Here is a 25,297-nt window from a genome sequence, read left to right on the forward strand (position 1 = left end):
ACGAAGGCGTTCAGGGTTTGTTGCGGCGGTCGAGCTCCGCCTGGGCAAAATAAGCACTGGCCAGGCGGAGGATCTCGTTCGCTTTACGCAGCTCACGATTCTCGCGCTCCAAGGCCTTGATACGGTCCCGTTCCTCAGTCGTCTGACCGGGTCGCTGGCCGTTGTCGGTCTGATGCTTACGCACCCAGCCATGCAGTGTCTGCGGGACACAACCAATCTTGGGTGCAATGGATTCGATGGCTGCCCACTCGGATGGGTAGTCCTTCAAGTTCTCCAGAACCATGCGCACAGCACGTTCACGGACTTCAGGGGAGTAGCTATTGGATTTCTTCATGCCTCATTCTCTCAAGAGTTGAGGCCTCCACGGAACCCGGTGTGATTCAACTGCGAGTATTCCCTGCTTATCCATAGAACTCTTCCATCCAACCAGCGTTCATCAAAAAGGCTGTCCAATTCAGGCCTGAAGTCGTGTATGGCAAATCTAAATGCCAAACTGCAGGTCGTGTTGAAAAGCCAAAACGCCGCGATTACCCACGGCGTTTAAGTCATTCATCAGTAGCACACACATACTGCAAATGGCTGCGAGGTGCTTGTCTCGACGAAGTCCAGGCAAACACTGTCCAGCTCGCCGAGCCTGCTTTCGATCCAGTGACCAGTCGCACTGTAGTGCTCGATTAGAAAATCTTCACCGTAGAAATAGATGCCCTCCGCAGCGCTGAATGAGCGATCTAAGGAACTGGTGAAAACGGCACCGTGATCTTCGCAAATGCGTTGAGCTTGGTCAGCACAAGCCAGCTGAGACGCTGACTCAAGCAGTGCTTTACAGAGCGACTGTGCGGCACCGGCTAACATTTCCTCAGATACGCGGGCAGCTATGGCGTCAGCGACTTGCTGCATGATCACAATCGTTACGTAATCTGGAATGGGCCCCGCAACTTGATCTGATTGATCTTGAGTAAGCGCAGCTTCGGCCGGCCAGATGAGCTTGTTGAACATTAATCAATCCTCCTGATGTACAGCCATGACATTGGCCGGAGACCTACAGGCTTTAAGTCGTTCTAACGTCCGCGAAAAACGCGACGCACCGCACAAAGCACATAAAGAATTTTCACAACCACCCGACATCTCTCGCCCGACTTATCGCTTGATGACCGAATGCGAGCATGTCTGTGCGAGTTATTCAGATTTGACGCCCACCATAGGCCAGCCTGGCCAGACCGATCATCAGCAGTAGAACATTGAGCAGCACCAGATGGTCAGTCATCGAAGTCAGCATGATCATGGTGAACATCCTCGGGTTGAGATGCATCAACCATAGGCACCTTTACCGCTGGAGGCGATACGTAAACTTTTCACCCGTAAACATTTAGAGCACATGCCTATCGGCACCGACGGACGCGCCTTGCAGGATCTCAAAACCGCCTGATACTGTACATAAATACAGTTATCGGTAATTTCCCATGAGCAATACCCAGATTCTTGGCGCACTCCAAGCCAGTAGCGCACGCCTACCCTATTTTGACGCACACATTCCAGCCGGCTTTCCCAGCCCGGCGCTGGACCACATGGAAAACAAGCTGTCTCTGGATGAGTTGCTGGATATCAATGCACCGCACACCTATGTCGCGTTGGTCAGCGGTGACAGCATGATCGGGGCTGGCATCTTCGAAGGCGACTATCTGATCGTTAGCCGCGCTATCCCAGCCAAACCAGGTCACGTGGTAGTGGCCTGCCTTAACGGCGATGTCTTGGTAAAGCGCCTGGCCCAGGAACAGGGCCAGTTCATCCTGCAGTCGGAGAACCCGGCCTACTCACCGCGCTACATCCTGGAGAACGATGAGCTAACGATCTGGGGCGTCGTCACTCACAGCCTGCGGAACCACCTCACCCATGGCTGAGCCGGTATACGCACTGGTCGACTGCAATAGCTTCTACGCCAGTTGCGAACGTGTGTTCCGCCCTGACCTATTGCGAACGCCCATCGTGGTGCTCAGCAACAACGACGGCTGCGTGATTGCCCGCTCTGCCGATGCCAAGCCGTTCGTGAAAATGGGCGCCCTCTTCCACGAGATCAGAGGCGACCTCAAGCGCCATGGGATCGTCGCCTTCAGCAGCAACTACGCCCTCTATGGCGACATGAGCGAGCGCGTGATGACGATCCTGGAGGGCTGCTTTCCAAGCATCGAGGTCTACAGCATCGACGAGGCCTTTGCCGATATGACCGGTCTACCCGAACCGCTGGAGTCGACAGGTCGCCAGGTACAGGCAGAAGTCAGACAGAAGACCGGCATCCCTGTTGGCATTGGTATCGCCACGACCAAGACACTGGCCAAGCTCGCCAATAACGCCGCCAAGCGCTGGCAGAAGCAGACCGGAGGCGTCGTAGATATTCGTGACCCCGTGCGTCGTGACAAGCTGCTCAAGGCCATGCCCGTAGAAGAAGTCTGGGGCGTCGGCCCCCGCATGCGTGCGCATCTGGAAGGCATGCAAATCAAAACCGCTTGGGACTTGGCACAGATGGATGCCTGGACACTGCGCAAGCGATTCAATGTCGTGGTCGAGAAAACTGTGCGCGAACTGCGCGGTGTGGCGTGCCTGGAGATCGAGAACGAAATCGAACCCAAGCAAGAGATCTGCAGTAGCCGCTCATTCGGCAAGCGCCTGCGAGAGTTAGCGCCTATCCAAGAGGCCGTCACCAGCTATGCGACGCGCGCTGCTGAAAAGCTCCGCAAGCAGGAGTCGCTCTGCAGACAGGTGCGGGTCAGTCTGCGCACCGGGATGTTCAATCCAACTGAAGCGAAATATGCCAATGGCGTCCTCTGCCAACTGCCCTATCCAACCGATGACAGCAGGCTGATCATCAAGGCCGTCCAGGCTGGATTGCAGCAGGTCTTCAGAGAGGGATTCAGCTACGCCAAGGCTCAGGTGATTCTGTTGGATCTGTGTCGCAAGAATGAGTACACACCGGATCTGTTCGCCCCCGAGCAGCCCGTGAAAACCGAGCGACTGATGAGCACTCTGGACGCGATCAACAATCGGTGGGGACGCGGAACGCTGCAGCCAGGCCGCATCGCCAAGCCAGTCGAGTGGGCAATGCGCAGAGAATTACTCTCTCCGGCATACACCACTCGCTGGTCTGAATTAATGGTCGCAAAGGCCAAGTAGCCTTGCCATTCACTTATCCGCGACGAGCACGGCTCAGAGCCCCCTTACGCAGGCAACGCGCCCCTGCAGGCTTCAAGCGCAGGTGCTGATCGTCCTTGACTAGGTATTTCATGGCGTAGTGCGTATGGGGCCGTCTCGACTGATCATCCCTCTGGATCAGGCCGATGCCGCATTCATCACCATACCGTTCCTTGTCGTGATTGCAGCTATGGGCATAGCCCTGACGGCGAGTGACCTCCTCCCACAGTTCGCTGATCTCAATCGCTTTATGCGCATCCCGGCACACTATGTTGCCATTGAAGAAGTAGGCTGCATGGATGTGGTAACCCCTACTGTCATTTCGATCCCCCTGCTCCACGGCGTAGATGTAGCCGATAAGGTGCTTGAAGATCGGATGGCGGTGGTGCTTGGTAATCAGGGCATCCAACTGATCGAACACTTGCTCGATACGCAGCCTGGCTTGAGCCTCAGACCAGTAGTACAGGTTCAACCTGATGATCGTCGTACGCGAGTATCGGCTCATCATCGCATCCGTGTACTCGGTAATGTCCCTATCCTGCTGCTTGGCTAACTCCTGTCGGTCCCACTTCCTACGCCGATACCACTGCTCTCGTGTCAGCTCACGGATCCGTTCTGTGAGTACGTTCATGCTCTGCTCATGACTGAGCCAGTACGTACCCGTCTCACTCATGCAGACAGGGCCATTGGGTGAGCGCTGAAGGCTGATGTCTTGACAGGCCTCCCAGAACGCTTGCAGGTGCTCGCTGTAGCCGTACTCCACACGCGCATCGAAAAGGTCGTACATCTGCCGGACGTTGGTGAAGTAGCGGGAGAGCCTGGTCTTTTCGACCTGCTCATAGCCTGAGCGTTTATGAGTGATCCGGAATGCGGGTGTATCGCTGCGCTCGATAGCTTGGACGAGTGATTCGATCTGCAGGGCTATGTCGGACTGTGAGAGGTGGGTGTTGTGCTTGCGGTTGTTCATGGTTCAGTACCTGGTTGGTTATGTCGCATACCAGGTACGTGGTGTGTTTCTTTTTACTGGTCTTCTTTCCCTCTGGTGTAGTCAGTGATGATGGGTAGTGATTGGTACTATCGATTAGTAAGAACTGGTAGTTTATAGCTATTAGCTATATCAATAGATGCAGCCCTGACCAGAGTCGACCCTCCCGAGCAGGCCGGGCAATGGGGAGCAACATTTCCAAGCCTGTCGAGAGATTTGCCGCATTGAGCTTTGGGAGAGTTAGCTGAGAGCAGCGCCCTACCAGAAACGGCATAAGCGCCATGACCAGCCGAAGCCGGTCATGGCGGAAAAGTTTACTTGGCGACGCTCAAATGGTTGCTTGGACGTGTGGCGGATCCCTCAGCCATATCCCGCTCCTCGATTCTTGCCAGGATCCAATCATCGACCTCTGACTGGATCCACCCCACGCCTCGGGTACTCGGCATATCCATGCCGGCAGGAGCTAAGTTAACCGGTTTCGGGAAGATTCCGTCCGCGATGTATTTGTAGATAGTTGACCTGGCAAGACCAGTCGTATCGATTACTTCTTTCAATCGCATTATACGCATGAGCAGGCACTCCTCTATGGCTCAGAGGATGTGCAAGGGTTTTAAAAAAGAACCGACCCAAAGCCAGCCCTGTAGGCAAGCACGCCCGAGGCAGCCATCCATTGCGGGAAAGTAATCATGGCGACCTGGCACAGGCGGCAGCCGACGAATCCGAAGCTAAGCCAACCGCAACAGGCAAATGCAATACAGGGGCAGCTCACTTGCCCGCCCTCCTGTGAACAGTGAAAGTCCCGCTCGGGCGCCACACATAGCCTCAAGGCACGTGAAGCCTCCGGGGTGCCCCTCCCTAACCAGCAGCAAGAACAAACTGACTGAGCACCACGTCATTGCTAGCAGCAGCTGACTGAAAATCACCCAGCAGCTGAATGCTTGTCGGACGAAGCGCAGCTGCCAATAAAGCATGAATTTCATCCATGCTTACCGTTCTGCTACTGGCATTTACATGCCTATAGCTACGTTGAAGCCATGTAAAATCTGGGTTACACAAGATTTCATACATCTATAAATCATCTACAGATGTTCTTTCATGATTCATTTCATTGACTATTACCTATCTCCTGATTAACTTAATTTGTACTTTTTATGTGCTAGGAATGAATAGATAAATGGCTGTAAATGAGATGGATTTGCTTTCTGAGGAGCTTCCCGGGTGGGATCTGACTGAACGGGAGGTAACGTGGCTATGGCTTTTCCTGGAAAGCAGGGAAAGCATTCAGATGGATGAGTGCCAGCTCAACAGCCAAACCATGCGAAACCAAATTGCTAGAGCACTCAGAAGGAATCCTCGCGTCACGAGGGGCCTAGTACGAGCACGGGATAGCGAGCTGCTACCGGAGGAGGCATTCAGCTGGGTCGAAAAAAACGGACGACAACCAAAATGGCTCGCCGCTCAAGCAGGGAATAAAACAGGACTGCGAATACGTAGCAGTGTCTTCCGCACACTCACTGACAGGGAGCAACTGATTGCACTGTTCGATCTCTGGGACAGAGATTTCGGCCAGAAAGAGAGTGCATTGAAGCGCCTATCAGACGCCTGGACCGAGCACGCGCGGTCAGACAGGATCTTCAGCTGGTTCAAAGACAAGGACGAACGCACAAAATGCGCTCTGGCATGGAGTTGGCTTGAGAAAAACAAGCCCAGGCTAACGTGGCGCGCCGAGCCCTTTACAAAGCTCACTGAGCTGCTGGAGTTCTTCGACCATAGCGGAGCCTCCGACGAGGAAAAGGAACTCTACGTCGACAAAATTAAGAGGCGCTGGAGCACGCAAAAAACGCGCGAGAAGGCTGTCGAGAAGAAGCAATACAACTTTGTGCTCCCCCTGAGCGTCAATGCGGTCCTGGACAAGCTTGCTGAAGAGCACCAGCTATCCAGAACCAAGGTCTTGGAGATGCTTATCCTAGGCGAGGAACAGCACGAGCTGTATCTCCCGAAACAACCCTCCAGATGAGCCATCTGGAGCCACGAAAGCCCAGTGGCACAAAAAGTGGCACAAAATTCGAGCGAGACAGAAAACCATCAGGCATAAAAAAATCCAGTCACCGTTAAGTGACTGGATTTTCTAGGGTTTTTTGGTCGGGACGGAGTGATTCGAACACTCGACCCCTTGCACCCCATGCAAGTGCGCTACCAGGCTGCGCTACGCCCCGACGGTGCTTTGGCATTGCTGCCGAAGCGGGTCGCATGATACATCAAGCATCTGAAATGAGAAAGTTTTTTTCCGATTCCAGAGACTCTCAGCAACCTTTGAGCACCTCCAGCACGTCTTCCAGTTCGGCGATGGTCTGACGGATCAGTTGCCGGTACTGGGTGACGTCTTCGCGGGCTTCCTCACCTTCCAGGCGCTGGCGGGCGCCACCGATAGTGAAGCCCTGATCGTACAGCAGCGAGCGGATCTGGCGGATCATCAGCACATCCTGGCGCTGGTAATAGCGACGGTTGCCGCGGCGCTTGACCGGGGACAGTTGCGGGAACTCCTGTTCCCAGTAGCGCAGCACGTGGGGTTTGACCGCACACAGCTCGCTGACCTCACCGATGGTGAAGTAGCGCTTACCGGGAATGGCCGGGAGTTCGAGGTTGTTACTGGGTTCCAGCATAGGCTTCTACTCGTGCCTTGAGTTTTTGTCCGGGTCGGAAGGTCACCACACGGCGGGCAGTGATGGGGATTTCCTCTCCGGTCTTGGGATTGCGACCGGGACGCTGGCGCTTGTCGCGCAGGTCGAAGTTGCCGAAACCGGACAACTTGACCTGCTCGTTGCTTTCCAGCGCGTTGCGGATCTCTTCGAAAAACAGCTCGACCAGTTCCTTGGCTTCACGTTTATTGAAGCCAAGCTCCTCGTGGAGTTTGTCGGCCATTTCTGCCTTTGTCAGAGCCCCCATAATCACTATTTCCTTAGTGTGGCGTTGAACCCTTGCTCCAGAGACACCAGTACCTTGTCCATGACAGCGTTCACCTCATCGTCCGTTAGAGTGCGCGAGGAATGCTGCAAGGTCAAGCCGATTGCCAGACTTTTGCTTTGCGGATCAATACCTTTGCCTTGATATACGTCAAACAGCCTGAGGTCCTTGAGCTGCTCGCCGGCCGCTTCGCGGATGCAGTCGAGCAAGGCCTGGGCCGGTGTTTCACGGTTGACCAGCAGGGCTATGTCACGTCTGACCTCGGGGAAGCGCGACAGTTCGGCAAAGGCCGGCAGGCGTCCTTCACTGATGGCTGCCAGCGACAGCTCGAAGGCAAACACCGGGCCCTGCAGATCCAGGCTGTCGATCAGCTGCGGATGCAGTGCGCCCAGCCAGCCGACCAGTTCGCCATTGCGTGTGATGCGTGCCGACTGGCCCGGATGCAGGGCCGGATGCTGTGCCGGCTCGAAGCGGTAGGCAGCCAGATCACCACCCTGCCCCAGCAGCGCCTCGACATCGCCCTTGACGTCATAAAAGTCGATGCGCTCGCCGGCATTCGCCCAGCCTTCAGGCAGACGGCTGCCGGTGGCAATACCGGCGAGCATCGGCTGCTGCAGCAACTGGCCGTCGGCCTGCGGCAGGAAGCGCAGGCCGCTTTCAAACAGCCGCACACGGGTTTGCTGGCGATTCTGGTTGTGCAGCACCGCCTTGCTCAGGCCCGGCAGCAGGCTGGTACGCATCACTGCCAGCTCGGCGGAGATCGGGTTGGCCAGGGCCAGCGGCTCGTGCTCGGGGTCGAACAGCTTGCTCAGGCCCGGCTCAATAAAGCTGTAGGTAATGGCTTCCTGGTAACCACGGGCCACCAGCAGGCGGCGCAGCACGCCCAGCTCGCTAAGGGTTTCCGGTTTTGGCGTGAGGCTCAGGCGGGCATTCGGTGCACTCACCGGCAGGCGGTTGTAGCCGTACAGGCGCGCCAGCTCCTCGATCAGGTCGATTTCCAGCGACAGGTCAAAGCGGTGACTGGGAATCTCCACCTGCCACTGACCGTCGCCAGTGGCAGCAATACCCAGCCCCAGATGACTGAGATAACGCTCTACGTCAGCGGCCGGCAGTTGCATGCCGAGCATCTGGGTAATGCGCTCTTCACGCAGGGTGACATGGGCAATACTGGGCAAGTTTTCAATGGCCACCTGCTCGATCACCGGGCCCGGCTCGCCGCCAATGATCTGGATGATCAGCGCGGTCGCGCGCTCGATGGCGGCGCGCTGCAGCTGCCAGTCGACGCCACGCTCGAAGCGGTGCGAGGAATCGGTATGCAGGCCATAGCCACGTGCCTTGCCGGCGATGGCGATGGTGTCGAAGAAGGCGCTTTCAAGGAACAGGTCGGTGGTCTTGTCACTCACACCGCTGTGCTCCCCGCCCATGATGCCGGCCATCGCCAGCGGGCGCTGGTGATCGGCAATCACCAGGGTATCGCTGCGCAGGCTGACTTCCTGGCCATCCAGCAGTACCAGCCTTTCACCCTCCTCGGCCAGGCGCACGCGGATGCCACCGTGGATTTCGGTCAGATCGAAGGCGTGCATCGGCTGACCCAGTTCCAGCATCACGTAGTTGGTGATGTCGACGGCCGGGTCGATGCTGCGGATATCGCTGCGGCGCAGGCGCTCGACCATCCACAGCGGGGTTGCCCGGCTCAGATCAACATTGCGGATGACCCGGCCGACATAGCGCGGACAGGCCTGGGCGGCCAGCAGTTCGACCGAGCGCACCTCGTCATGCACTGCCGCCACCGGATCGATGGCTACCGGAGTGACGCTGGCGGCATAGTTGGCGCCGACCTCACGGGCCAGGCCGGCAATCGACAGACAGTCGCCACGGTTGGGGGTCAGATCCACCTCGATAATGGCGTCATCCAGTCCCAGGTACTCACGCAGGTCGCTGCCCACCGGCGCATCGACCGGCAGCTCGAACAGACCGTCATGGTCGTCCGACAGTTTGAGTTCAGAGGCAGAGCACAGCATGCCGAAGGATTCGACGCCGCGCAGCTTGGCCTTCTTGATCTTGAAGTCCTCACCGAGCACCGCACCAACCATGGCAAACGGGATTCTGATGCCGGCGCGCGCATTCGGCGCACCGCAAACCACCTGGAATTCCTCGCTGCCGTTGCTGACGCGGCAGACGCGCAGCTTGTCAGCATCCGGATGCTGCTCGGCGGCAAGAATCTCGCCGACCACCACGCCGCTGAATTCGCCGGCGGCAGGGGTCACGCTGTCCACTTCCAGACCGGTCATCGACAGCCGGGCCACCAGTTCGTCCCGGCTCACCTGCGGATTCACCCAGCTCCGCAGCCACTGTTCACTGAATTTCATTATCCATTCCTGCCTTCAAAGGGGTTGCGGGGCGCTCAGCGGAACTGCGCGAGGAAGCGCAGGTCGTTGTCGAAGAACAGCCGCAGGTCGTTGACGCCATAGCGCAACATGGCCAGTCGTTCGACGCCCATGCCGAAGGCGAAGCCCTGGTACTTCTCGGGATCAATGCCCGAGGCGCGGAATACGTTGGGATGCACCATGCCGCACCCCATCACCTCAAGCCAGCCGGTCTGCTTGCACACCCGGCAGCCATCGCCGTGGCACATCACGCACTGGATATCGACCTCGGCCGACGGCTCGGTGAACGGGAAGAATGACGGGCGGAAGCGCACGGCCAGTTCCTTCTCGAAGAACACCCGCAGAAACTCCTCGATGGTGCCCTTGAGGTCGGCAAAGCTGACCTCGCGATCCACCAGCAGACCCTCGACCTGGTGGAACATCGGCGAGTGGGTCAGGTCGGAATCGCAGCGATATACACGGCCCGGACAGACGATGCGGATCGGCGGTTCCTGGCTCTCCATGGTTCGCACCTGAACCGGTGAGGTGTGGGTGCGCAGTAGGGTGTTGGCGTTGAAATAGAAGGTATCGTGCATTGCCCGCGCCGGGTGGTGGCCGGGGATGTTGAGCGCCTCGAAGTTGTGGTAGTCGTCCTCCACCTCCGGGCCTTCCGCCACGGCATAGCCGATGCGGGCAAAGAATTCCTCAATCCGTTCCATGGTCCGGGTCACCGGATGCAGGCCACCGCTGAGCTGGCCGCGTCCGGGCAGGGTCACATCGACCTGCTCGGCTGCCAGTTTCTCGTTGAGCGCCGCCGACTCAAGCAGCTCCTTGCGCTCATTCAGGCGGTTCTGCACCTGCTCCTTGGCTTCGTTAACCAACGCCCCGACCTTGGGACGTTCATCGGCCGGCAGATTGCCCAGGGTCTTCATCACCTGGGTCAGTTCGCCCTTCTTGCCAAGATACTGTACGCGGATCTGCTCCAGCGCATTGACGTCAGTCGCCTGCTGCACGGCCGCAAGGGCCTGGGCTACCAGGGCGTCGAGGTTTTCCATGAAAACGCACTCCAGAAACAAAATAAGGGAAGAGCTGTGAGGCTCTTCCCCTATCATTTGACGTTGCCAACCGGCGCGAACGCCGGTGATTGTCGTAACGAGGGCTTAAGCCAGGCTAGCCTTTGCTTTTTCGACAATCGCGGTAAACGCCGCTTTTTCGTTCACGGCCAGATCAGCCAGAACCTTGCGATCGATTTCGATGGAAGCCTTTTTCAGGCCAGCGATCAGACGGCTGTAGGACAGGCCATTCTGACGGGCACCGGCGTTGATACGGGCGATCCACAGAGCACGGAACTGACGCTTGCGCTGCTTGCGGTCACGGTAGGCGTACTGGCCAGCCTTGATGACCGCCTGCTTGGCAACGCGGAATACACGCGAACGTGCACCGTAGTAGCCTTTGGCGAGCTTCAGAATTTTCTTGTGACGCTTGCGCGCCATTACACCACGCTTAACACGAGCCATTCTTTAATCCTCGACCTTGACTTAACGGAGACGCAGCATGCGTTCAACTTTCTGCACGTCGGCAGCATTCAGCTGCTGACTGCCACGCAGTTGGCGCTTACGCTTGGTGCTCATCTTGGTCAGGATGTGACTCTTGAAAGCGTGCTTGTGCTTGATGCCCTTGCCAGTCACTTTGAAGCGCTTGGCGGCACCGCTTTTGGTTTTCATCTTTGCCATGTTCGTAACTCCATAAGAGAGTAAATAAAGGTAACCACAAGGCCTGGCGTTGCCCTGGAGATTACTTTTTCTTCTTGGGTGCGATGACCATCATCAGCTGACGACCTTCCATCTTCGGATGCTGTTCCACGGTACCGTATTCGGCGAGGTCGGCTTCGACCCGCTTCAACAGTTCCATGCCCAGCTCCTGATGGGCCATTTCCCGGCCGCGGAATCGCAGGGATACCTTGGCCTTGTCACCCTCACTGAGGAACTTGATAAGGTTGCGAAGCTTGACCTTATAGTCCCCTTCCTCCGTCCCTGGACGAAACTTGATTTCCTTGACCTGAATGATCTTCTGGTTCTTGCGCGCAGCAGCCTGCTGTTTCTTCTTTTCGAAGATATGCTTGCCGTAGTCCATGACTCGGCAAACAGGGGGCTCTGCATCGGGAGAGATTTCAACCAGGTCCAGCTTGGCTTCCTCGGCGGCTGCCATGGCTTCCTGAATGGACACAATGCCGATTTGTTCGCCATCGGCGCCAATCAGGCGCACTTCACGCGCCGTGATGTTCTCGTTGATCGGCGGGCGTGGTGCGGCTCTTTTGTCTTGTCTCATCTCGCGTTTAATCTTTATTGCTCCGAATTCGGGCGGCCACGTTGTGCAACGGCACGGGAGAGAAACTCGGAGAACTCGGCGATTGTCATCGAACCCAGATCCTTGCCCTCCCGCGTGCGCACGGCCACAGTACGTGATTCGACTTCCCGGTCGCCCACGACGAGCAGATAGGGAGTCTTGTGCAAAGTATGCTCGCGGATCTTAAAGCCAATTTTCTCGTTTCTCAAGTCCGCAGCAGCACGATAACCCATTTCATTCAGGCTTTTCTCCACCTCACGGCAGAATTCCGCCTGATTGTCGGTGATATTCAGCACCACCGCCTGGGTTGGTGCCAGCCAGGCCGGGAAGTCGCCGGCGTAATGTTCGATCAGAATGCCGATAAAGCGCTCGAAGGAACCGAGGATCGCCCGGTGCAGCATTACCGGGGTCTTGCGCGCGCCGTCTTCGGCAACGTACTGGGCACCGAGGCGACCCGGCAGCATAAAGTCCAGCTGCAGGGTACCGCATTGCCAGACCCGTCCCAGGCAGTCGCGCAGCGAGAACTCGATCTTCGGACCATAGAAGGCGCCCTCGCCCGGCTGCAGCTCCCACTTCAGACCGGCCTCGTTCAGTGCATCCTCCAGACCCTTCTCGGCCTGATCCCACAGCGCGTCATCACCCACCCGGCTTTCCGGACGGGTCGACAGCTTCAGCTCGACATCGTCAAAGCCGAAGTCCTTGTACACCTGCAGGGTCAGGCGAATAAAGTCGCCGGCTTCGGCCTTGACCTGCTCGTCGGTACAGAAGATATGCGCATCGTCCTGGGTGAAGCCACGCACGCGCATCAGGCCATGCAGCGAACCGGACGGCTCGTTGCGGTGACAGGAGCCGAACTCGGCGAGGCGCAGCGGCAGTTCGCGGTAGCTCTTCAGGCCCTGATTGAATACCTGGATATGGCACGGGCAGTTCATCGGCTTGACCGCGTAATCCCGGCTTTCCGACTCGGTGATAAACATGTTCGCCGAGTAGTGCTCCCAGTGCCCGGAACGTTCCCACAGCACCTTGTCGACCACCTGCGGGGTCTTGATCTCGCGGTAGCCGTGGTCGCGCTGGAGCTTGCGCATGTATTGCTCAAGCACCTGATACACAGTCCAGCCGTTGGGGTGCCAGAACACCATGCCGGGGGCTTCTTCCTGGGTGTGGAACAGGTCCAGGCGCTTGCCGATCTTGCGGTGATCGCGCTTTTCCGCCTCTTCCAGCCGCTGCAGATAGGCCGCCAGCTGCTTCTTGTCGGCCCAGGCGGTGCCGTAGACGCGCTGTAGCTGCTCGTTCTTCGAGTCGCCACGCCAGTAGGCACCGGAAATCCGGGTCAGTTTGAAGGCCTTGAGGAAACGTGTATTCGGCACGTGCGGACCGCGGCACATGTCGACATATTCCTCATGGAAGTACAGGCCCATCTGCGTCTCGTCGGGCATGTCCTCGACCAGCCGCAGCTTGTATTCCTCGCCACGCGCCTGGAATACCTCGATGACCTCGGCACGCGGGGTCATGCGCTTGATCACGTCATAATCGGTGTCGATCAGCTCGCGCATGCGTTGCTCGATCGCCGCCATGTCTTCCGGGGTAAACGGGCGCTCGTAGGAAATATCGTAGTAGAAGCCGTCTTCGATCACCGGACCGATCACCATCTTGGCGGTCGGGTACAGCTGCTTGACCGCATGGCCGATCAGGTGCGCGCAGGAGTGGCGGATGATCTCCAGCCCGTCGTCGTCCTTGGGGGTAATGATCTGCAGCGAGGCGTCGCCATCAATCAGATCACAGGCATCCACCAGACGACCATTGACGCGACCGGCCAGGGTTGCCTTGGCCAGACCGGCGCCAATGCTGGCGGCCACCTGGGCAACGGTTACCGGGGTATCAAAGGAACGCTGACTGCCATCGGGAAGGGTAATAACGGGCATGTGCCTCTCCTGTTCAGTGGTGACCGCTACGCAAGGCCACATGATGGAACTGCCACTCCAATTGAACGCCACAGCTCGTACCGGCGTAACCATCGCCGGCAGCCCTCATCAGGCTGCTGTGCCGCCGCCCGGAGCGGCGCATAAACGAAAAACCCGGTCACAGGGACCGGGTTTTCAATCTGGTAGGCACGATTGGATTCGAACCAACGACCCCCACCATGTCAAGGTGGTGCTCTAACCAACTGAGCTACGTGCCTGCAATGGCGCGAACTTTACGCAGCGCCCCTTGAGCTGTCAAGCACAAGCTACTGAAAAGCTGAAAAAAGTTGGTGAATCTGCGGAAAACTGAACAGCCCGGTTGCCGGCGGCCTGTTGTGGACCGTCGATGCCCTGGACGGGCATCGCCGAGCTTACATGGACGTATTCACAGCGTGTCCACAACAGGCCGCCGGCAACCGGGCAAGCACAGAGCAACAAGCGCCTCAGCCCTGCATATCCTCCAGCTCGGCCCAGCGCTCCAGCGCCTTGTCCAGTTCAGCCTGCAGGCTCTCCATCTGCGCCAGCACCGCAGCGGCCTGGTCATGCGGACGACTGTAAAAGTCCGGATCACCGACCTGCTGCTGCAGGGCTTCCAGCTGCTGTTCCAGCACCTCGATCTGTGCCGGCAAGGCTTCCAGCTCACGCTGCAGCTTGTAGCTGAGCTTGGTTTTGCTCGCAGCCGCCGGAGCAGTTGCCGGCACAGGTACCGGCGCGACCACCGGCTCAACCGGCGCTTCCAGCTCCATGCGCTCGGCCAGCAGCTCGATATTGCCGCCCTGACGCAGCCAGTCAGCAAAGCCGCCGACATACTCACGCACCCGACCCTGCCCCTCGAACACCAGCGAACTGGTTACCACGTTATCCAGGAAGGCACGGTCGTGGCTGACCAGCAATACGGTACCGTCGAAGCTGTCCAGCACCTCCTCCAGCAACTCCAGGGTTTCCACATCCAGATCGTTGGTCGGCTCATCCAGCACCAGCAGGTTGGCCGGCTTGCTGAACAGCCGGGCCAGCAGCAGGCGCGCCCGCTCACCACCCGACAGCGCCTTGACCGGCGTGCGGGTGCGCTCGGGGGCAAACAGGAAATCACCCAGATAACTGATCACATGACGGCGCTGACCGTTGATCTCGATAAACTCGCGACCCTCGGAAATATTGTCGATCACCGTCTTTTCCGGCTCCAGCTGGTCACGCAGCTGGTCGAAATAGGCCACTTCCAGTTTGGTGCCATGACGGATGCTGCCCTCGGTCGGTTGCAGCTGGCCCAGCAGCAACTTCAGCAGGGTGCTTTTGCCGGAGCCGTTGTTGCCGATCAGGCCGATGCGGTCACCGCGCATCACTACCGTACTCAGGTCGCGGATCAGCGGCGGCTTGCCCGGCCAGGCAAAGCTGACACCCTTGACCTCGATCACCTGCTTGCCCGAGGCATCGGCGGTTTCCATCTGGAAGCTCGCCTTGCCCTGGCGCTCGATACGCCGGGCACGCTCCTCGCGCATCGCCTTGAGCGCCCGCACCCGACCCTCATTGCGGGTACGTCGGGCCTTGATGCCCTGACGAATCCACACCTCTTCCTGGGCGAGCTTCTTGTCGAACAGTGCATTGGCCGTGGCTTCGGCCGCCAGCTGCTGCTCCTTGTGCTCCAGGAAGCTGCTGTAATTGCCCTGCCAGTCGATCAGCTGACCGCGATCCAGCTCCAGAATGCGCGTCGCCAGCGCCTGCAGGAATTGCCGGTCGTGGGTAATAAACAGCACCGCACCACGGAACTCCAGCAGCACCTGCTCCAGCCAGGCAATCGTATGAATATCCAGATGGTTGGTCGGCTCATCCAGCAACAATACATCTGGCTCGGCCACCAGCGCCTGCGCCAGCAGCACCCGCCGTCGCCAGCCACCGGACAGCTCGGCCATGCGCTTGTCGGCAGGCAGGTCAAGACGCGTCAGCGTGGTCTCCACCAGTTGGTTGAGCCGCCAGCCGTCCTTTGCCTCCAGCTGCGCCTGCACCTTCTCCAGGCGTTGCAGACTGGCATCGCACATCTCGCCGCCGACCAGATGGTGATAGTCGGCAAGCAACTCACCAACACCAGCCAGGCCAGCAGCCACCACGTCATACACCAACTGGTCGCCGGCCTCCGGCAACTCCTGTGGCAACTGGCCGATTTTCAGACCCGGTGCAGACCAGATCTCGCCCTCATCGGCACTCTGCTCACCGGCGACCACGCGAAACAGGCTGGACTTGCCGGTGCCGTTACGGCCAATCAGGCAGACACGCTCGCCGCGATCAAGCTGGAAGCTGACTTTCTCAAGCAGCGGTGTAAGCCCGTAGGCCAGAGAAACATCAGTAAAGGAAAGCAATGCCATGGTCGACTCCAGTGAACAGTCGGCCATTCTAAGGAAACACCACCCGCTTCACCACACGCAGCTTGCAAAGCCTTGTCGCACAGGCGCCGTTGTTGCCATCCGGGTAAACGGCTAAGCTGCGCGCATTGGCAGGCCTGCACCCGCCGCCGACCAGCATTCCGCAGCAAAGGATGATCATGCGCCACTGGCTGTCCACCCCGTTTCGCACCGCACTATTGATATGCTCTCTCGGCACCCTGCTGAGTGTGCCGGCTTACGCTGACCGCCTGCAGGAGCAGCGGCGCAGCTATGATCAGGCCATGCAGGCACTCAAGGCCGGACAGCATGATCGCTACCGCCAATTGCTCGGCGGTTTGCGCGACTACCCACTGACGCCTTACCTGCTGCTGGAAGACCTCAAACAGCGCAGCAAAAGCGCCAGCCACAGGGAAATCGAGGATTTTCTGCTGGCCCACGGCGACCTGCCTGCCGCCCAGGGCTTCAAGCAGGACTGGCTGCTGCGCCTTGCCCGCGAACAGCGCTGGGAGCAACTGCTGCGCAATTACGACAGCGACAGCCAGAATGCTGCCATCGACTGCGTGGTGACTGAACACCGCTGGGATCAGGGCCAGCAGCAGGATGCCATGCAAAAGGCCGCCGAACTCTGGACCGTCGGCCGCTCGCAGCCCAACACCTGCAACCCCTTGTTTGAACGCTGGCGCGCCGCCGGCGGCCTGACCGAAGAGCGCGCCTGGGAGCGCATCCGCCAGGCTCTGCTGTATCGCCAGGATGCCCTGGCCAGCTATCTGGTTCGTTACACGCCGCAGCGCAAGGCGCTTGCCGAACTGTTTGTTGCCAGCGCCAGCAAGCCCGCAGAACAACTTGGCAATCACAGTCGCTATCGCAGCAACGACCCACAGCAACAGGCGCTGTTGACCGAGATTGTGGCGGTTTCGCTGCGCCGTCTGGGCCGCGATGATGCGCCCCGCGCACTGGCGCTCTGGCCACATTACCGCGACCTGCCGTTCAGTGCCGAGGACCGTCAGGCGATTGCGCGGGATGTCGGGGTACGCATGGCCAAGCGCTTCGCCCCCCAGGCGGCCAGCTTTATGGCGGAAAATGATCCGCAGATGCACGAAGACAGCGTCAGCGAATGGCGGGTACGCCTGGCTTTACGTGGCGGCCAATGGAATATCGCTCGCGAGCTGACCAGCCAGTTGCCTCCGACCCTGGCCAGCCAAAGCCGCTGGCGTTACTGGCAGTTGCGTAGCCAGCAACTGGCCACCCCGCAGATCGGCGAAATGCTGCAGGACTATGCCCTGCTGGCGCAGGAACGGGATTTCTACGGATTTCTTGCCGCCGAACGCACCCAGCAGCCCTATGCCCTGAATCACCGCCCGGCCGAGGTCACCCCGCAGGCCTGGAACCGGGTCAACCAGATGGCCGGCATTCGCCGGGCCAGGGAATTCCATGCACGCGGACAGATTGTCGATGCACGCCGCGAGTGGTACCACGCCAGCCGGCACATGAGCCGCGAGGAATTGATCGCCCAGGCGAAACTGGCCCGCGATATGGAGTGGCATTTCCCGGCCATCCGCAACATCAGTCAGGCACAGTACTGGGACGATCTGGATATCCGCTTCCCGCTGGCCTACCAGCAACCTATCCTGCACCACGCCCGTGAGCGCCAGCTTAATTCGACCTGGGTGTATGCCATCACCCGTCAGGAAAGCGCCTTTATGGCCGATGCCCGCTCGCATGCCGGCGCCATGGGTCTGATGCAATTGATGCCCGGCACAGCCAGAGAAACAGCGCAGCGCTATCGAATTCCGCTGAATAATCCGAATGACGTATTGATCCCCGATCGCAACATTGCCCTGGGCACCGCCTACCTGTCACAACTGCAGGGGCAATTCCAGGGTAACCGCGTGCTTGCCTCGGCAGCCTACAACGCCGGGCCCGGGCGGGTACGCCAGTGGACCCGAGGGATCGGCGAGATGCCGGCGGACGTATGGATAGAGACCATTCCCTTCGACGAGACCCGCCAGTATGTGCAGTCGGTGCTCAGCTATGCGGTGATCTATGGCGACAAGCTGGGCATCCGCCAGCCGGTCATGGAATCCCACGAACGCTACTTGCAGGGTGCGCAATAAGGCAGGAGCGGCAAGCGGGTTGATACCAGCGCACCTACAACTCCAAGCGCTGGCGAACCACCTCGACCAGCTGATCGGGCTGGAACTTGGACAGGAAGGCATTGCAACCGACCTTCTCTACCAGCGCCTTGTTGAAGGCGCCCGACAGCGAGGTATGCAACACCACAAACAAGTCACTCATGCGCGGGTCCTTGCGGATCTCCGAGGTCAACCGGTAACCGTCCATCTCCGGCATCTCGGCATCGGTAATCACCATCAACAGCCGGTCAGACAATTTGCCGCCGGCATCCGCCCACTGCTGCAGACGACGCAAGGCACGCAGCCCGTCGGTCTCCACATGCAGCACCAGATCCAGTTGAGACAAGGTATCCCTGAGCTGGTTGATACCGGTCTGCGAGTCATCCACCAGCAACACTTCGCGGCCACGCGCCTTGTTCAGCAGCGCATCATCCAGCAGTTCGTCACTGACCCGGGTGTTGAACGGCACTATTTCCGCCAGCACCTTTTCCACGTCGATGATTTCCACCAACCGGTTGTCATCCAGCCGGGTGATGGCGGTCAGGTAGTGGCCGCGCCCGGCCCCGCGTGGCGGCGGCTGCACAGTATCCCAATTGAGATTGATGATGCGGTCCACCGCACCCACCACAAAGGCCTGCACCGAATTGTTGTACTCGGTGACTATCACCGTGTTGTTGCCATCCAGCGCCTGCGGGCGCATGCCGATGGCTGCAGACAGATCAATCACCGGAATGGTCTGCCCACGCAGATGCACCACCCCTATCACATGCGGATGACGCTGTGGCATGCGAGTCAACTGGGGCAACTGCAACACTTCACGGATCTTGAATACGTTAAGGGCAAACAGCTGCGTTCCGCTAAGACTGAACAACAGAATCTCAAGCCGGTTTTCACCAACCAGACGAGTACGTTGGTTAACACTATCCAGTACGCCAGCCATGGAACCCCTCGCAATTCAGAGTGCACGTTGAAAAATAGCCACCTGCCATGATGCAGTGTAACCACTTATAACGACCTGCGCAGTCACGCACACTGCGTCACGGCGTCACTCGACAAGGAAGGACGTGGCGACAGCCTCAGTAGTAGGCATTTTCCTTGACGGTGTGATCGGTCACGTCGCGCACCCCGGTAATTTCCGGAATACGCGCGATCATGGTCTTTTCGATGCCTTCCTTGAGGGTCACATCGACCATGCCGCAACCCTGGCAGCCACCGCCGAATTGCAGGATGGCAATACCACCCTCGACCACATCAACCAGTTTGACATCACCACCGTGGCTGGCGAGGCCGGGATTGATTTCGGTCTGCAACAGATAATTGATGCGCTCGTTGAGCGGGCTATCCTCGTTGACCATCGGCACCTTGGCGTTGGGCGCCTTGATGGTCAGCTGACCACCCATACGATCGGTGGCGTAATCGACCAGGGCATCATCAAGGAAAGGCACGCTGATGCCGTCGAGCCACACCAGAATCTGCTCGAGCTGCAGTTTCTGATCATCTTCCTTCTCTTCACCCGGCTTGCAGTAGGCAATGCAGGTTTCCGCATAGGGTGTGCCCGGCTGGGTAATAAACACGCGAATACCAATGCCGTCGGTATTCTGCTTGGACAGCAGATCGGCCAGATAGGTTTGCGCGGAGTCGGTGAACTGAATGCCTGCCATGATTCGCCTCGAGACTGATGGATTCGCCCTGCGTGCCCGACCAGAGATCCGGCAATGGCGCCTAGTGTAAGTGATACTGCCGGCAGGATAAAGCCCAACCTTTTTACTAGGTTATTCATCCAGAGGTGCGTCTGGCCATGGCGATTCAGCTATTCCGAGCAATCTGCTATGATTTGCGGCTTTTGATTGCCCTGCCCCGGAGTATGCATGTCTGACCTCACCGCTCGTCTGAACGCCCTGCAACAGGCCCTGCAACAGCGCATCCTGATTCTCGACGGCGGCATGGGCACCATGATCCAGAGTTTCAAGCTGGAAGAGGCTGATTATCGCGGTGCACGCTTTGCCGACTGGTCGCAGGATGTGAAGGGCAACAACGACCTGCTGATCCTGACCCAGCCGGACAAGATCGCCGCCATCGAGCGCGCCTATCTGGATGCAGGTGCCGACATCATCGAAACCAACACCTTCAACGCCACCCGGGTGTCCCAGGCCGACTACGGCATGCAGGAACTGGCCTACGAGCTGAACCTTGAGGGTGCCCGTCTGGCGCGGCGGGTGTGCGACGAGAAAACCGCCGAAACCCCGGATCGTCCGCGCTTTGTTGCCGGGGTACTGGGGCCGACCAGCCGCACCTGCTCGCTGTCACCGGATGTAAACAACCCCGGCTACCGCAACGTTACCTTCGATCAACTGGTCGAGGACTACAGCAACTCGACCCGTGGGCTGATCGAGGGCGGCTCGGACCTGATCCTGATCGAGACCATCTTCGACACGCTGAATGCCAAGGCGGCAATCTTTGCCGTGCAGGGCGTATTCGAAGAGCTGGGCATCGAGCTGCCGATCATGATTTCCGGCACCATCACCGACGCCTCCGGCCGTACCCTGTCGGGGCAGACGACCGAGGCCTTCTGGAACTCGATACGCCATGCCCAGCCGATCTCGGTTGGTCTGAACTGCGCGCTGGGTGCCACAGAGTTGCGCCCTTACCTGGAAGAACTCGCAGCCAAGGCCGATACCCACGTCTCGGCGCACCCGAATGCCGGCCTGCCAAATGCCTTTGGCGAGTACGACGAAACGCCGGAAGAAATGGCTGTTGTGGTCGAGGAATTTGCCGCTGCCGGCTTTCTGAACATCGTCGGCGGCTGCTGCGGCACCACCCCGGCACATATCCAGGCAATTGCCGAAGCGGTGGCCAAGTACCCGCCCCGGGCGATTCCACAGATTGCCCCGGCCTGCCGGCTGTCCGGCCTGGAGCCCTTCACCATTACCCGCGAGTCACTGTTCGTCAACGTTGGCGAGCGCACCAACATTACCGGATCGGCACGCTTTGCCCGACTGATCCGTGAGGACAACTACAGCGAGGCGCTGGAAGTGGCGCTGCAGCAGGTGGAAGCCGGCGCCCAGGTAATCGACATCAACATGGACGAGGGCATGCTGGACTCGAAGGCGGCGATGGTCACCTTCCTCAACCTGATTGCCGGCGAGCCGGACATCGCCCGGGTGCCGATCATGATCGACTCCTCCAAGTGGGAAGTGATCGAGGCCGGCCTCAAATGCATCCAGGGCAAGGGTATCGTCAACTCGATTTCAATGAAGGAAGGCGTCGAACAGTTCAAGCAGCAGGCCCGTCTGTGCAAGCGCTATGGTGCCGCCGTGGTGGTGATGGCCTTTGACGAACAGGGCCAGGCTGACACCCTGCAGCGCAAGATCGAGATCTGCGAGCGCTCCTATCGCATCCTGGTCGACGAAGTCGGCTTCGCGCCGCAGGACATCATCTTCGACCCGAATATCTTTGCCATCGCCACCGGCATCGAGGAGCACAACAACTATGCGGTGGACTTTATCCAGTCCTGCGCCTGGATCCGCGACAACCTGCCCCACGCGCTGACTTCCGGTGGCGTGTCCAACGTGTCTTTCTCGTTCCGCGGCAACAACCCGGTGCGCGAGGCGATCCATTCGGTATTCCTGTTCCACGCAATCAAGAACGGCCTGAACATGGGCATCGTCAACGCCGGCCAGCTGGAGATTTACGACGAGATCCCGGCCGCGCTGCGCGACAAGGTCGAGGACGTGGTACTCAATCGCAACGCCGGCGCCACCGAGGCATTGCTGGCGATTGCCGACGACTACAAGGGCGATGGCAGTGTACGCGAGGCGGAAACCGAGGAATGGCGCGGCTGGCCGGTTGACAAACGGCTGGCACATTCGCTGGTCAAGGGCATCACCACGCATATCGTCGAGGACACCGAAGAGGCGCGGCAGCAGTGCGCACGGCCTATCGAGGTGATCGAAGGCCCGCTGATGGCCGGCATGAACGTGGTCGGCGACCTGTTTGGCGCCGGCAAGATGTTCCTGCCGCAGGTGGTGAAATCCGCCCGGGTGATGAAACAGGCAGTGGCCCACCTGATTCCCTTTATTGAAGAGGAAAAGGGCGACAACCCCGAGCCCAAGGGCAAGGTGCTGATGGCCACGGTGAAGGGCGACGTGCACGACATCGGCAAGAACATTGTCGGCGTGGTCCTCGGTTGTAACGGCTACGACATTGTCGATATGGGCGTAATGGTGCCCGCGGAAAAGATCCTCAAGACCGCCATCGAGGAAAAGGTCGACATCATCGGCCTGTCCGGCCTGATCACCCCGTCGCTGGACGAAATGGTGCATGTGGCCAAGGAGATGCAGCGCCAGGGCTTTACCCTGCCGCTGATGATCGGTGGCGCCACCACTTCCAAGGCGCATACCGCGGTGAAGATCGACCCGCACTACCACAACGATGCCGTGATCTATGTCACCGACGCCTCGCGGGCAGTCGGCGTGGCCACCACCCTGCTGTCGAAGGAACTGAAGCCGGACTTTGTGCAGCGCACCCGCGAGGAGTACGCCATGGTCCGTGAGCGCACCGCCAACCGAGGCGCCCGCACCGAGCGCCTGAGTTATGCCGAGGCGCTAGCCAACCGCCTGCAACTGGACTGGAACAACTACCAGCCGCCGGCACCCAGCTTTACCGGCACCCGGTTGCTCGACGATATCCCGCTGGACCAGTTGGTACCCTACATCGACTGGACGCCGTTCTTTATTGCCTGGGATCTGGTTGGCAAGTACCCGCGTATCTTTGATGACGTCACCGTCGGTGAGGCGGCACGCTCGCTGTTTGCCGATGCCCAACAGATCCTCAAGGAAATCATCGACGGCAAGCTGGTCAAGGCCCGCGCACTGTTCGGCTTCTGGCCGGCCAACCAGATCAACCACGACGATATCCAGTTGCGCGATGATCAGGGCAAGCCATTGGCGGTGCTGCACCACCTGCGCCAGCAGGCCAAGCCGGCCGAGGGCAAACCCAGCCTGAGCCTGGCCGACTTTGTCGCGCCAGCCGACTCCGGCCTGACCGACTACATTGGCGGCTTTATCACCACAGCCGGTATCGGCGCCGAGGAGCTGGCACGCAGTTACCAGGACAAGGGTGACGACTACAACTCGATCATGGTCAAGGCGCTGGCCGACCGCCTTGCCGAGGCCTGCGCCGAATGGCTGCATGCCCAGGTGCGTCGCGACTACTGGGGCTATGCCAGTGATGAAGCACTGGATAACGAGGCGCTGATCCGCGAGAAATACCAGGGCATCCGCCCTGCCCCCGGTTATCCGGCCTGTCCGGATCACACCGAAAAGGCCACCCTGTTCAGCCTGCTCGATCCCGAGGCTAAGGAAGGCAAGCCCGGGCGCAGCGGCGTGTTCCTCACCGAGCACTTCGCCATGTACCCGACCGCCGCGGTCAGCGGCTGGTATTTTGCTCACCCGGAAAGCAAGTACTTCGCGGTCGGCAAGATCGAGCGTGACCAGGTCGAAAGCTACAGCCAGCGCAAGGGCCAGGAGCTCAGCCAGAGCGAGCGCTGGCTGTCGCCCAACCTCGGCTACGAGGGCTGAGTCGCGGTGGCCCTGCTCCCCGCCCGTGACCGGCTGCGCAGCATTGTCTGGCTCGGCCTGCCGATCATGGGCGGCATGCTCAGCCAGAGCCTGCTGAATCTGGTGGATGCGGCGATGGTCGGCAGCCTTGGCGACAAGCAGGCGCTGGCCGGCGTGGGACTGGGTGGTTATCTGAACTTCATGGCAATTGCCATGGTGATGGGGCTGGGAGCCGGTGTGCAGGCGATGGTGGCGCGCCGGCGTGGCCAGGGACTGGATAGCGAAATCGCCCGCCCGCTCAACGAAGGCTTGCTGATCGGCCTGCTGATGGCGATCCCGCTGACACTGTTCTGCTGGACCCAGGCCGACTGGCTGGTTGGCCTGCTGACCGAGGACGCGGCCGTGCGCGAGGTGGGTAGTGCCTACTTTGCCTGGCGCGCCCTGGCGATAGTCGCGGTAGCCGCCAACTTTGCCTTCCGTGGCTACTGGAACGGCATCCGCCGCTCCGGCATGTACCTGCAAATCCTGATCTGCATGCACCTGGCCAACGTACTGGTCAGCTATGCGCTGATCTTCGGCAAATTCGGCCTGCCGGAAATGGGCGCCGAAGGCTCGGGCCTCGGCACCTGCATCGCCATGTTCTTCGGCGCCGCCCTGTACTTTTTCGCCACCCTCAAGGATGGCCGCGAACACGGTTTCCTGCGTGCCATACCGCAACTGCGCACCCTGCAATCCATGCTGCGCCTGTCGCTGCCCAATTCCCTGCAGCAACTGTTATTCGCCACTGGCATTACCACGCTGTTCTGGATTATCGGCCAGATCGGTACCGCCGAACTGGCGGTGGCACACATCCTGATCAATCTGGCACTGTTTCTGATCCTGCCCGGCGTCGGCCTGGGCATGGCCGCCACCACGCTGGTCAGCCAGAGCCTTGGTGCCGGCAAGCCCGAAGACGCCTATCGCTGGGGCTGGGATGTGGTGCGGGTGGCCGGCTGTGCGCTGTTTGTCATGGGCATGCCCTTCTGGCTGGTACCGGAACTGGTGCTTGGCCTGTTTACCCGCGACCCGGAGTTGATTGCCCTGGGCATCTGGCCTCTGCGCATTACCGGTATTGGCATGAGTCTGGACGCCACCGCGCTGGTGCTGACCCAGGCGCTGCTTGGCGCCGGCGCCAGCCGCACGGTAATGGGCATCAACCTTGGCGTACAGTGGCTGCTGTTCCTGCCGCTGGCCTGGCTTGCCGGCCCGGTACTGGGTGGCGGGCTACTCACCGTGTGGCTGTTGCAAAGCGGCTACCGGGCGATCAACTCGACCATCTTTGCCATTATGTGGCGGCGTCGGCATTGGTCGCGAATCAACATTTAAGGCATAAACATATAGTCAAACATTACTTTTGTGCATATTGAAAAACTGCTATCGTCTGCCCG

Annotated in this window: 21 protein-coding genes, 2 tRNA genes and 1 pseudogene; 6 read left to right on the forward strand and 18 right to left on the reverse strand. The window is 59.4% G+C overall.

Features of this window, described 5'->3' with window-relative positions; genetic code table 11:
* Together BMZ23_RS13665 and BMZ23_RS13670 are read right to left on the reverse strand one after the other, a co-directional pair.
* A pseudogene (locus BMZ23_RS13665) lies at window positions 1-334 on the reverse strand (transposase); the annotation flags it as partial.
* Window positions 335-552: 218 nt separating this feature from the next.
* On the reverse strand, window positions 553-996 hold the full coding sequence (locus BMZ23_RS13670; protein WP_093478594.1) for a hypothetical protein: 444 nt from the start codon (window positions 994-996) through the stop codon (window positions 553-555).
* Window positions 997-1,460: 464 nt separating this feature from the next.
* Between BMZ23_RS13670 and BMZ23_RS13675 the strand changes: the two genes are divergently transcribed.
* Both BMZ23_RS13675 and umuC read left to right on the forward strand, forming a co-directional pair.
* Window positions 1,461-1,898, forward strand: coding sequence for a LexA family protein (locus BMZ23_RS13675; protein WP_143069601.1), 438 nt, complete (start codon window positions 1,461-1,463; stop codon window positions 1,896-1,898).
* Window positions 1,891-3,165 (forward strand): translesion error-prone DNA polymerase V subunit UmuC, encoded by a 1,275-nt coding sequence (gene umuC, locus BMZ23_RS13680; RefSeq protein WP_093478597.1) that lies wholly within the window; start codon window positions 1,891-1,893, stop codon window positions 3,163-3,165. Before BMZ23_RS13675 ends, umuC begins: the two co-directional genes overlap by 8 nt.
* Before the next feature lie 13 nt (window positions 3,166-3,178).
* On the opposite strand, the gene BMZ23_RS13685 is transcribed toward umuC, so the two are convergent.
* From BMZ23_RS13685 to BMZ23_RS15310, 3 genes are all read right to left on the reverse strand, one after another.
* A complete protein-coding gene (locus BMZ23_RS13685; protein WP_093478600.1) occupies window positions 3,179-4,150 on the reverse strand; it encodes a YagK/YfjJ domain-containing protein in 972 nt (323 codons plus the stop codon).
* 332 nt (window positions 4,151-4,482) lie between these two features.
* The gene (locus tag BMZ23_RS13690; protein WP_023464843.1) at window positions 4,483-4,737 is read right to left on the reverse strand and encodes a helix-turn-helix transcriptional regulator; all 255 of its coding nucleotides are present in this window, start codon (window positions 4,735-4,737) and stop codon (window positions 4,483-4,485) included.
* Between the two features lie 286 nt (window positions 4,738-5,023).
* Window positions 5,024-5,152 carry a hypothetical protein gene (locus BMZ23_RS15310; RefSeq protein ID WP_260485485.1) on the reverse strand — a complete coding sequence of 43 codons (129 nt, stop codon included), beginning with the start codon at window positions 5,150-5,152 and terminating at the stop codon, window positions 5,024-5,026.
* Window positions 5,153-5,342: 190 nt separating this feature from the next.
* Between BMZ23_RS15310 and BMZ23_RS13695 the strand changes: the two genes are divergently transcribed.
* Window positions 5,343-6,185 carry a hypothetical protein gene (locus BMZ23_RS13695; RefSeq protein ID WP_093478603.1) on the forward strand — a complete coding sequence of 281 codons (843 nt, stop codon included), beginning with the start codon at window positions 5,343-5,345 and terminating at the stop codon, window positions 6,183-6,185.
* Between the two features lie 122 nt (window positions 6,186-6,307).
* Here the strand turns inward: BMZ23_RS13695 and BMZ23_RS13700 are convergent.
* From BMZ23_RS13700 to BMZ23_RS13750, 11 genes are all read right to left on the reverse strand, one after another.
* Window positions 6,308-6,384 (reverse strand) — tRNA-Pro (locus tag BMZ23_RS13700).
* Window positions 6,385-6,471: 87 nt separating this feature from the next.
* Window positions 6,472-6,831 carry a MerR family transcriptional regulator gene (locus BMZ23_RS13705; protein WP_093478606.1) on the reverse strand — a complete coding sequence of 120 codons (360 nt, stop codon included), beginning with the start codon at window positions 6,829-6,831 and terminating at the stop codon, window positions 6,472-6,474.
* Window positions 6,815-7,114 carry an integration host factor subunit alpha gene (ihfA, locus tag BMZ23_RS13710; RefSeq protein ID WP_093478609.1) on the reverse strand — a complete coding sequence of 100 codons (300 nt, stop codon included), beginning with the start codon at window positions 7,112-7,114 and terminating at the stop codon, window positions 6,815-6,817. The genes BMZ23_RS13705 and ihfA overlap by 17 nt, the downstream gene beginning before the upstream one ends.
* 5 nt (window positions 7,115-7,119) lie before the next feature.
* Window positions 7,120-9,501 (reverse strand): phenylalanine--tRNA ligase subunit beta, encoded by a 2,382-nt coding sequence (pheT, locus tag BMZ23_RS13715; RefSeq protein WP_093478612.1) that lies wholly within the window; start codon window positions 9,499-9,501, stop codon window positions 7,120-7,122.
* Window positions 9,502-9,536: 35 nt separating this feature from the next.
* A complete protein-coding gene (gene pheS, locus BMZ23_RS13720; RefSeq protein ID WP_093478615.1) occupies window positions 9,537-10,553 on the reverse strand; it encodes a phenylalanine--tRNA ligase subunit alpha in 1,017 nt (338 codons plus the stop codon).
* A 105-nt stretch (window positions 10,554-10,658) separates the two neighbouring features.
* Window positions 10,659-11,015 (reverse strand): 50S ribosomal protein L20, encoded by a 357-nt coding sequence (gene rplT / locus BMZ23_RS13725; protein ID WP_080050768.1) that lies wholly within the window; start codon window positions 11,013-11,015, stop codon window positions 10,659-10,661.
* 21 nt (window positions 11,016-11,036) lie between these two features.
* Entirely contained in the window at window positions 11,037-11,231 is a 195-nt protein-coding gene (gene rpmI, locus BMZ23_RS13730) for a 50S ribosomal protein L35 (protein ID WP_093478618.1), read from the reverse strand.
* A gap of 61 nt (window positions 11,232-11,292) precedes the next feature.
* Window positions 11,293-11,844, reverse strand: a complete 552-nt coding sequence (gene infC / locus BMZ23_RS13735) for a translation initiation factor IF-3 (protein ID WP_177197296.1) — start codon at window positions 11,842-11,844, stop codon at window positions 11,293-11,295.
* Window positions 11,841-13,766: a threonine--tRNA ligase gene (gene thrS, locus BMZ23_RS13740; protein WP_093478624.1), complete on the reverse strand. Its 1,926-nt coding sequence runs from the start codon at window positions 13,764-13,766 to the stop codon at window positions 11,841-11,843. The genes infC and thrS overlap by 4 nt, the downstream gene beginning before the upstream one ends.
* 180 nt (window positions 13,767-13,946) lie before the next feature.
* Window positions 13,947-14,023 (reverse strand) — tRNA-Val (locus BMZ23_RS13745).
* Between the two features lie 225 nt (window positions 14,024-14,248).
* Window positions 14,249-16,162 (reverse strand): ATP-binding cassette domain-containing protein, encoded by a 1,914-nt coding sequence (locus tag BMZ23_RS13750; RefSeq protein WP_093478627.1) that lies wholly within the window; start codon window positions 16,160-16,162, stop codon window positions 14,249-14,251.
* 176 nt (window positions 16,163-16,338) lie between these two features.
* Here BMZ23_RS13750 and BMZ23_RS13755 point away from each other — a divergent pair, with 176 nt between their 5' ends.
* On the forward strand, window positions 16,339-18,294 hold the full coding sequence (locus tag BMZ23_RS13755) for a transglycosylase SLT domain-containing protein (RefSeq protein WP_093478662.1): 1,956 nt from the start codon (window positions 16,339-16,341) through the stop codon (window positions 18,292-18,294).
* Between the two features lie 34 nt (window positions 18,295-18,328).
* Here BMZ23_RS13755 and BMZ23_RS13760 read toward each other — a convergent pair whose 3' ends face one another.
* Both BMZ23_RS13760 and nfuA read right to left on the reverse strand, forming a co-directional pair.
* Window positions 18,329-19,252, reverse strand: coding sequence for a chemotaxis protein (locus BMZ23_RS13760; RefSeq protein WP_093478630.1), 924 nt, complete (start codon window positions 19,250-19,252; stop codon window positions 18,329-18,331).
* 136 nt (window positions 19,253-19,388) lie between these two features.
* The gene (gene nfuA, locus BMZ23_RS13765) at window positions 19,389-19,973 is read right to left on the reverse strand and encodes a Fe-S biogenesis protein NfuA (RefSeq protein ID WP_093478633.1); all 585 of its coding nucleotides are present in this window, start codon (window positions 19,971-19,973) and stop codon (window positions 19,389-19,391) included.
* Window positions 19,974-20,180: 207 nt separating this feature from the next.
* Here nfuA and metH point away from each other — a divergent pair, with 207 nt between their 5' ends.
* The gene (gene metH / locus BMZ23_RS13770) at window positions 20,181-23,891 is read left to right on the forward strand and encodes a methionine synthase (protein WP_093478635.1); all 3,711 of its coding nucleotides are present in this window, start codon (window positions 20,181-20,183) and stop codon (window positions 23,889-23,891) included.
* Window positions 23,892-23,897: 6 nt separating this feature from the next.
* Complete coding sequence (locus tag BMZ23_RS13775) at window positions 23,898-25,235, forward strand: MATE family efflux transporter (RefSeq protein WP_245748241.1); 1,338 nt, start codon at window positions 23,898-23,900, stop codon at window positions 25,233-25,235.
* Window positions 25,236-25,297 lie beyond the last annotated feature (62 nt).

It is taken from the genome of Halopseudomonas yangmingensis (assembly GCF_900114825.1).
Classification (GTDB): Bacteria; Pseudomonadota; Gammaproteobacteria; order Pseudomonadales; family Pseudomonadaceae; genus Halopseudomonas; species Halopseudomonas yangmingensis.

What these genes read in the sequence shown, in the direction of transcription:
- BMZ23_RS13670 (WP_093478594.1), bottom strand. Translation starts at nt 996, where the DNA reads ATGTTCAACAAGCTCATCTGGCCGGCCGAAGCTGCGCTTACTCAAGAT.
- BMZ23_RS13675 (WP_143069601.1), top strand. Translation starts at nt 1,461, where the DNA reads ATGAGCAATACCCAGATTCTTGGCGCACTCCAAGCCAGTAGCGCACGC.
- umuC (WP_093478597.1), top strand. Translation starts at nt 1,891, where the DNA reads ATGGCTGAGCCGGTATACGCACTGGTCGACTGCAATAGCTTCTACGCC.
- BMZ23_RS13685 (WP_093478600.1), bottom strand. Translation starts at nt 4,150, where the DNA reads ATGAACAACCGCAAGCACAACACCCACCTCTCACAGTCCGACATAGCC.
- BMZ23_RS13690 (WP_023464843.1), bottom strand. Translation starts at nt 4,737, where the DNA reads ATGCGTATAATGCGATTGAAAGAAGTAATCGATACGACTGGTCTTGCC.
- BMZ23_RS15310 (WP_260485485.1), bottom strand. Translation starts at nt 5,152, where the DNA reads ATGGATGAAATTCATGCTTTATTGGCAGCTGCGCTTCGTCCGACAAGC.
- BMZ23_RS13695 (WP_093478603.1), top strand. Translation starts at nt 5,343, where the DNA reads ATGGCTGTAAATGAGATGGATTTGCTTTCTGAGGAGCTTCCCGGGTGG.
- BMZ23_RS13705 (WP_093478606.1), bottom strand. Translation starts at nt 6,831, where the DNA reads ATGCTGGAACCCAGTAACAACCTCGAACTCCCGGCCATTCCCGGTAAG.
- ihfA (WP_093478609.1), bottom strand. Translation starts at nt 7,114, where the DNA reads ATGGGGGCTCTGACAAAGGCAGAAATGGCCGACAAACTCCACGAGGAG.
- pheT (WP_093478612.1), bottom strand. Translation starts at nt 9,501, where the DNA reads ATGAAATTCAGTGAACAGTGGCTGCGGAGCTGGGTGAATCCGCAGGTG.
- pheS (WP_093478615.1), bottom strand. Translation starts at nt 10,553, where the DNA reads ATGGAAAACCTCGACGCCCTGGTAGCCCAGGCCCTTGCGGCCGTGCAG.
- rplT (WP_080050768.1), bottom strand. Translation starts at nt 11,015, where the DNA reads ATGGCTCGTGTTAAGCGTGGTGTAATGGCGCGCAAGCGTCACAAGAAA.
- rpmI (WP_093478618.1), bottom strand. Translation starts at nt 11,231, where the DNA reads ATGGCAAAGATGAAAACCAAAAGCGGTGCCGCCAAGCGCTTCAAAGTG.
- thrS (WP_093478624.1), bottom strand. Translation starts at nt 13,766, where the DNA reads ATGCCCGTTATTACCCTTCCCGATGGCAGTCAGCGTTCCTTTGATACC.
- BMZ23_RS13750 (WP_093478627.1), bottom strand. Translation starts at nt 16,162, where the DNA reads ATGGCATTGCTTTCCTTTACTGATGTTTCTCTGGCCTACGGGCTTACA.
- BMZ23_RS13755 (WP_093478662.1), top strand. Translation starts at nt 16,339, where the DNA reads ATGCGCCACTGGCTGTCCACCCCGTTTCGCACCGCACTATTGATATGC.
- BMZ23_RS13760 (WP_093478630.1), bottom strand. Translation starts at nt 19,252, where the DNA reads ATGGCTGGCGTACTGGATAGTGTTAACCAACGTACTCGTCTGGTTGGT.
- nfuA (WP_093478633.1), bottom strand. Translation starts at nt 19,973, where the DNA reads ATGGCAGGCATTCAGTTCACCGACTCCGCGCAAACCTATCTGGCCGAT.
- metH (WP_093478635.1), top strand. Translation starts at nt 20,181, where the DNA reads ATGTCTGACCTCACCGCTCGTCTGAACGCCCTGCAACAGGCCCTGCAA.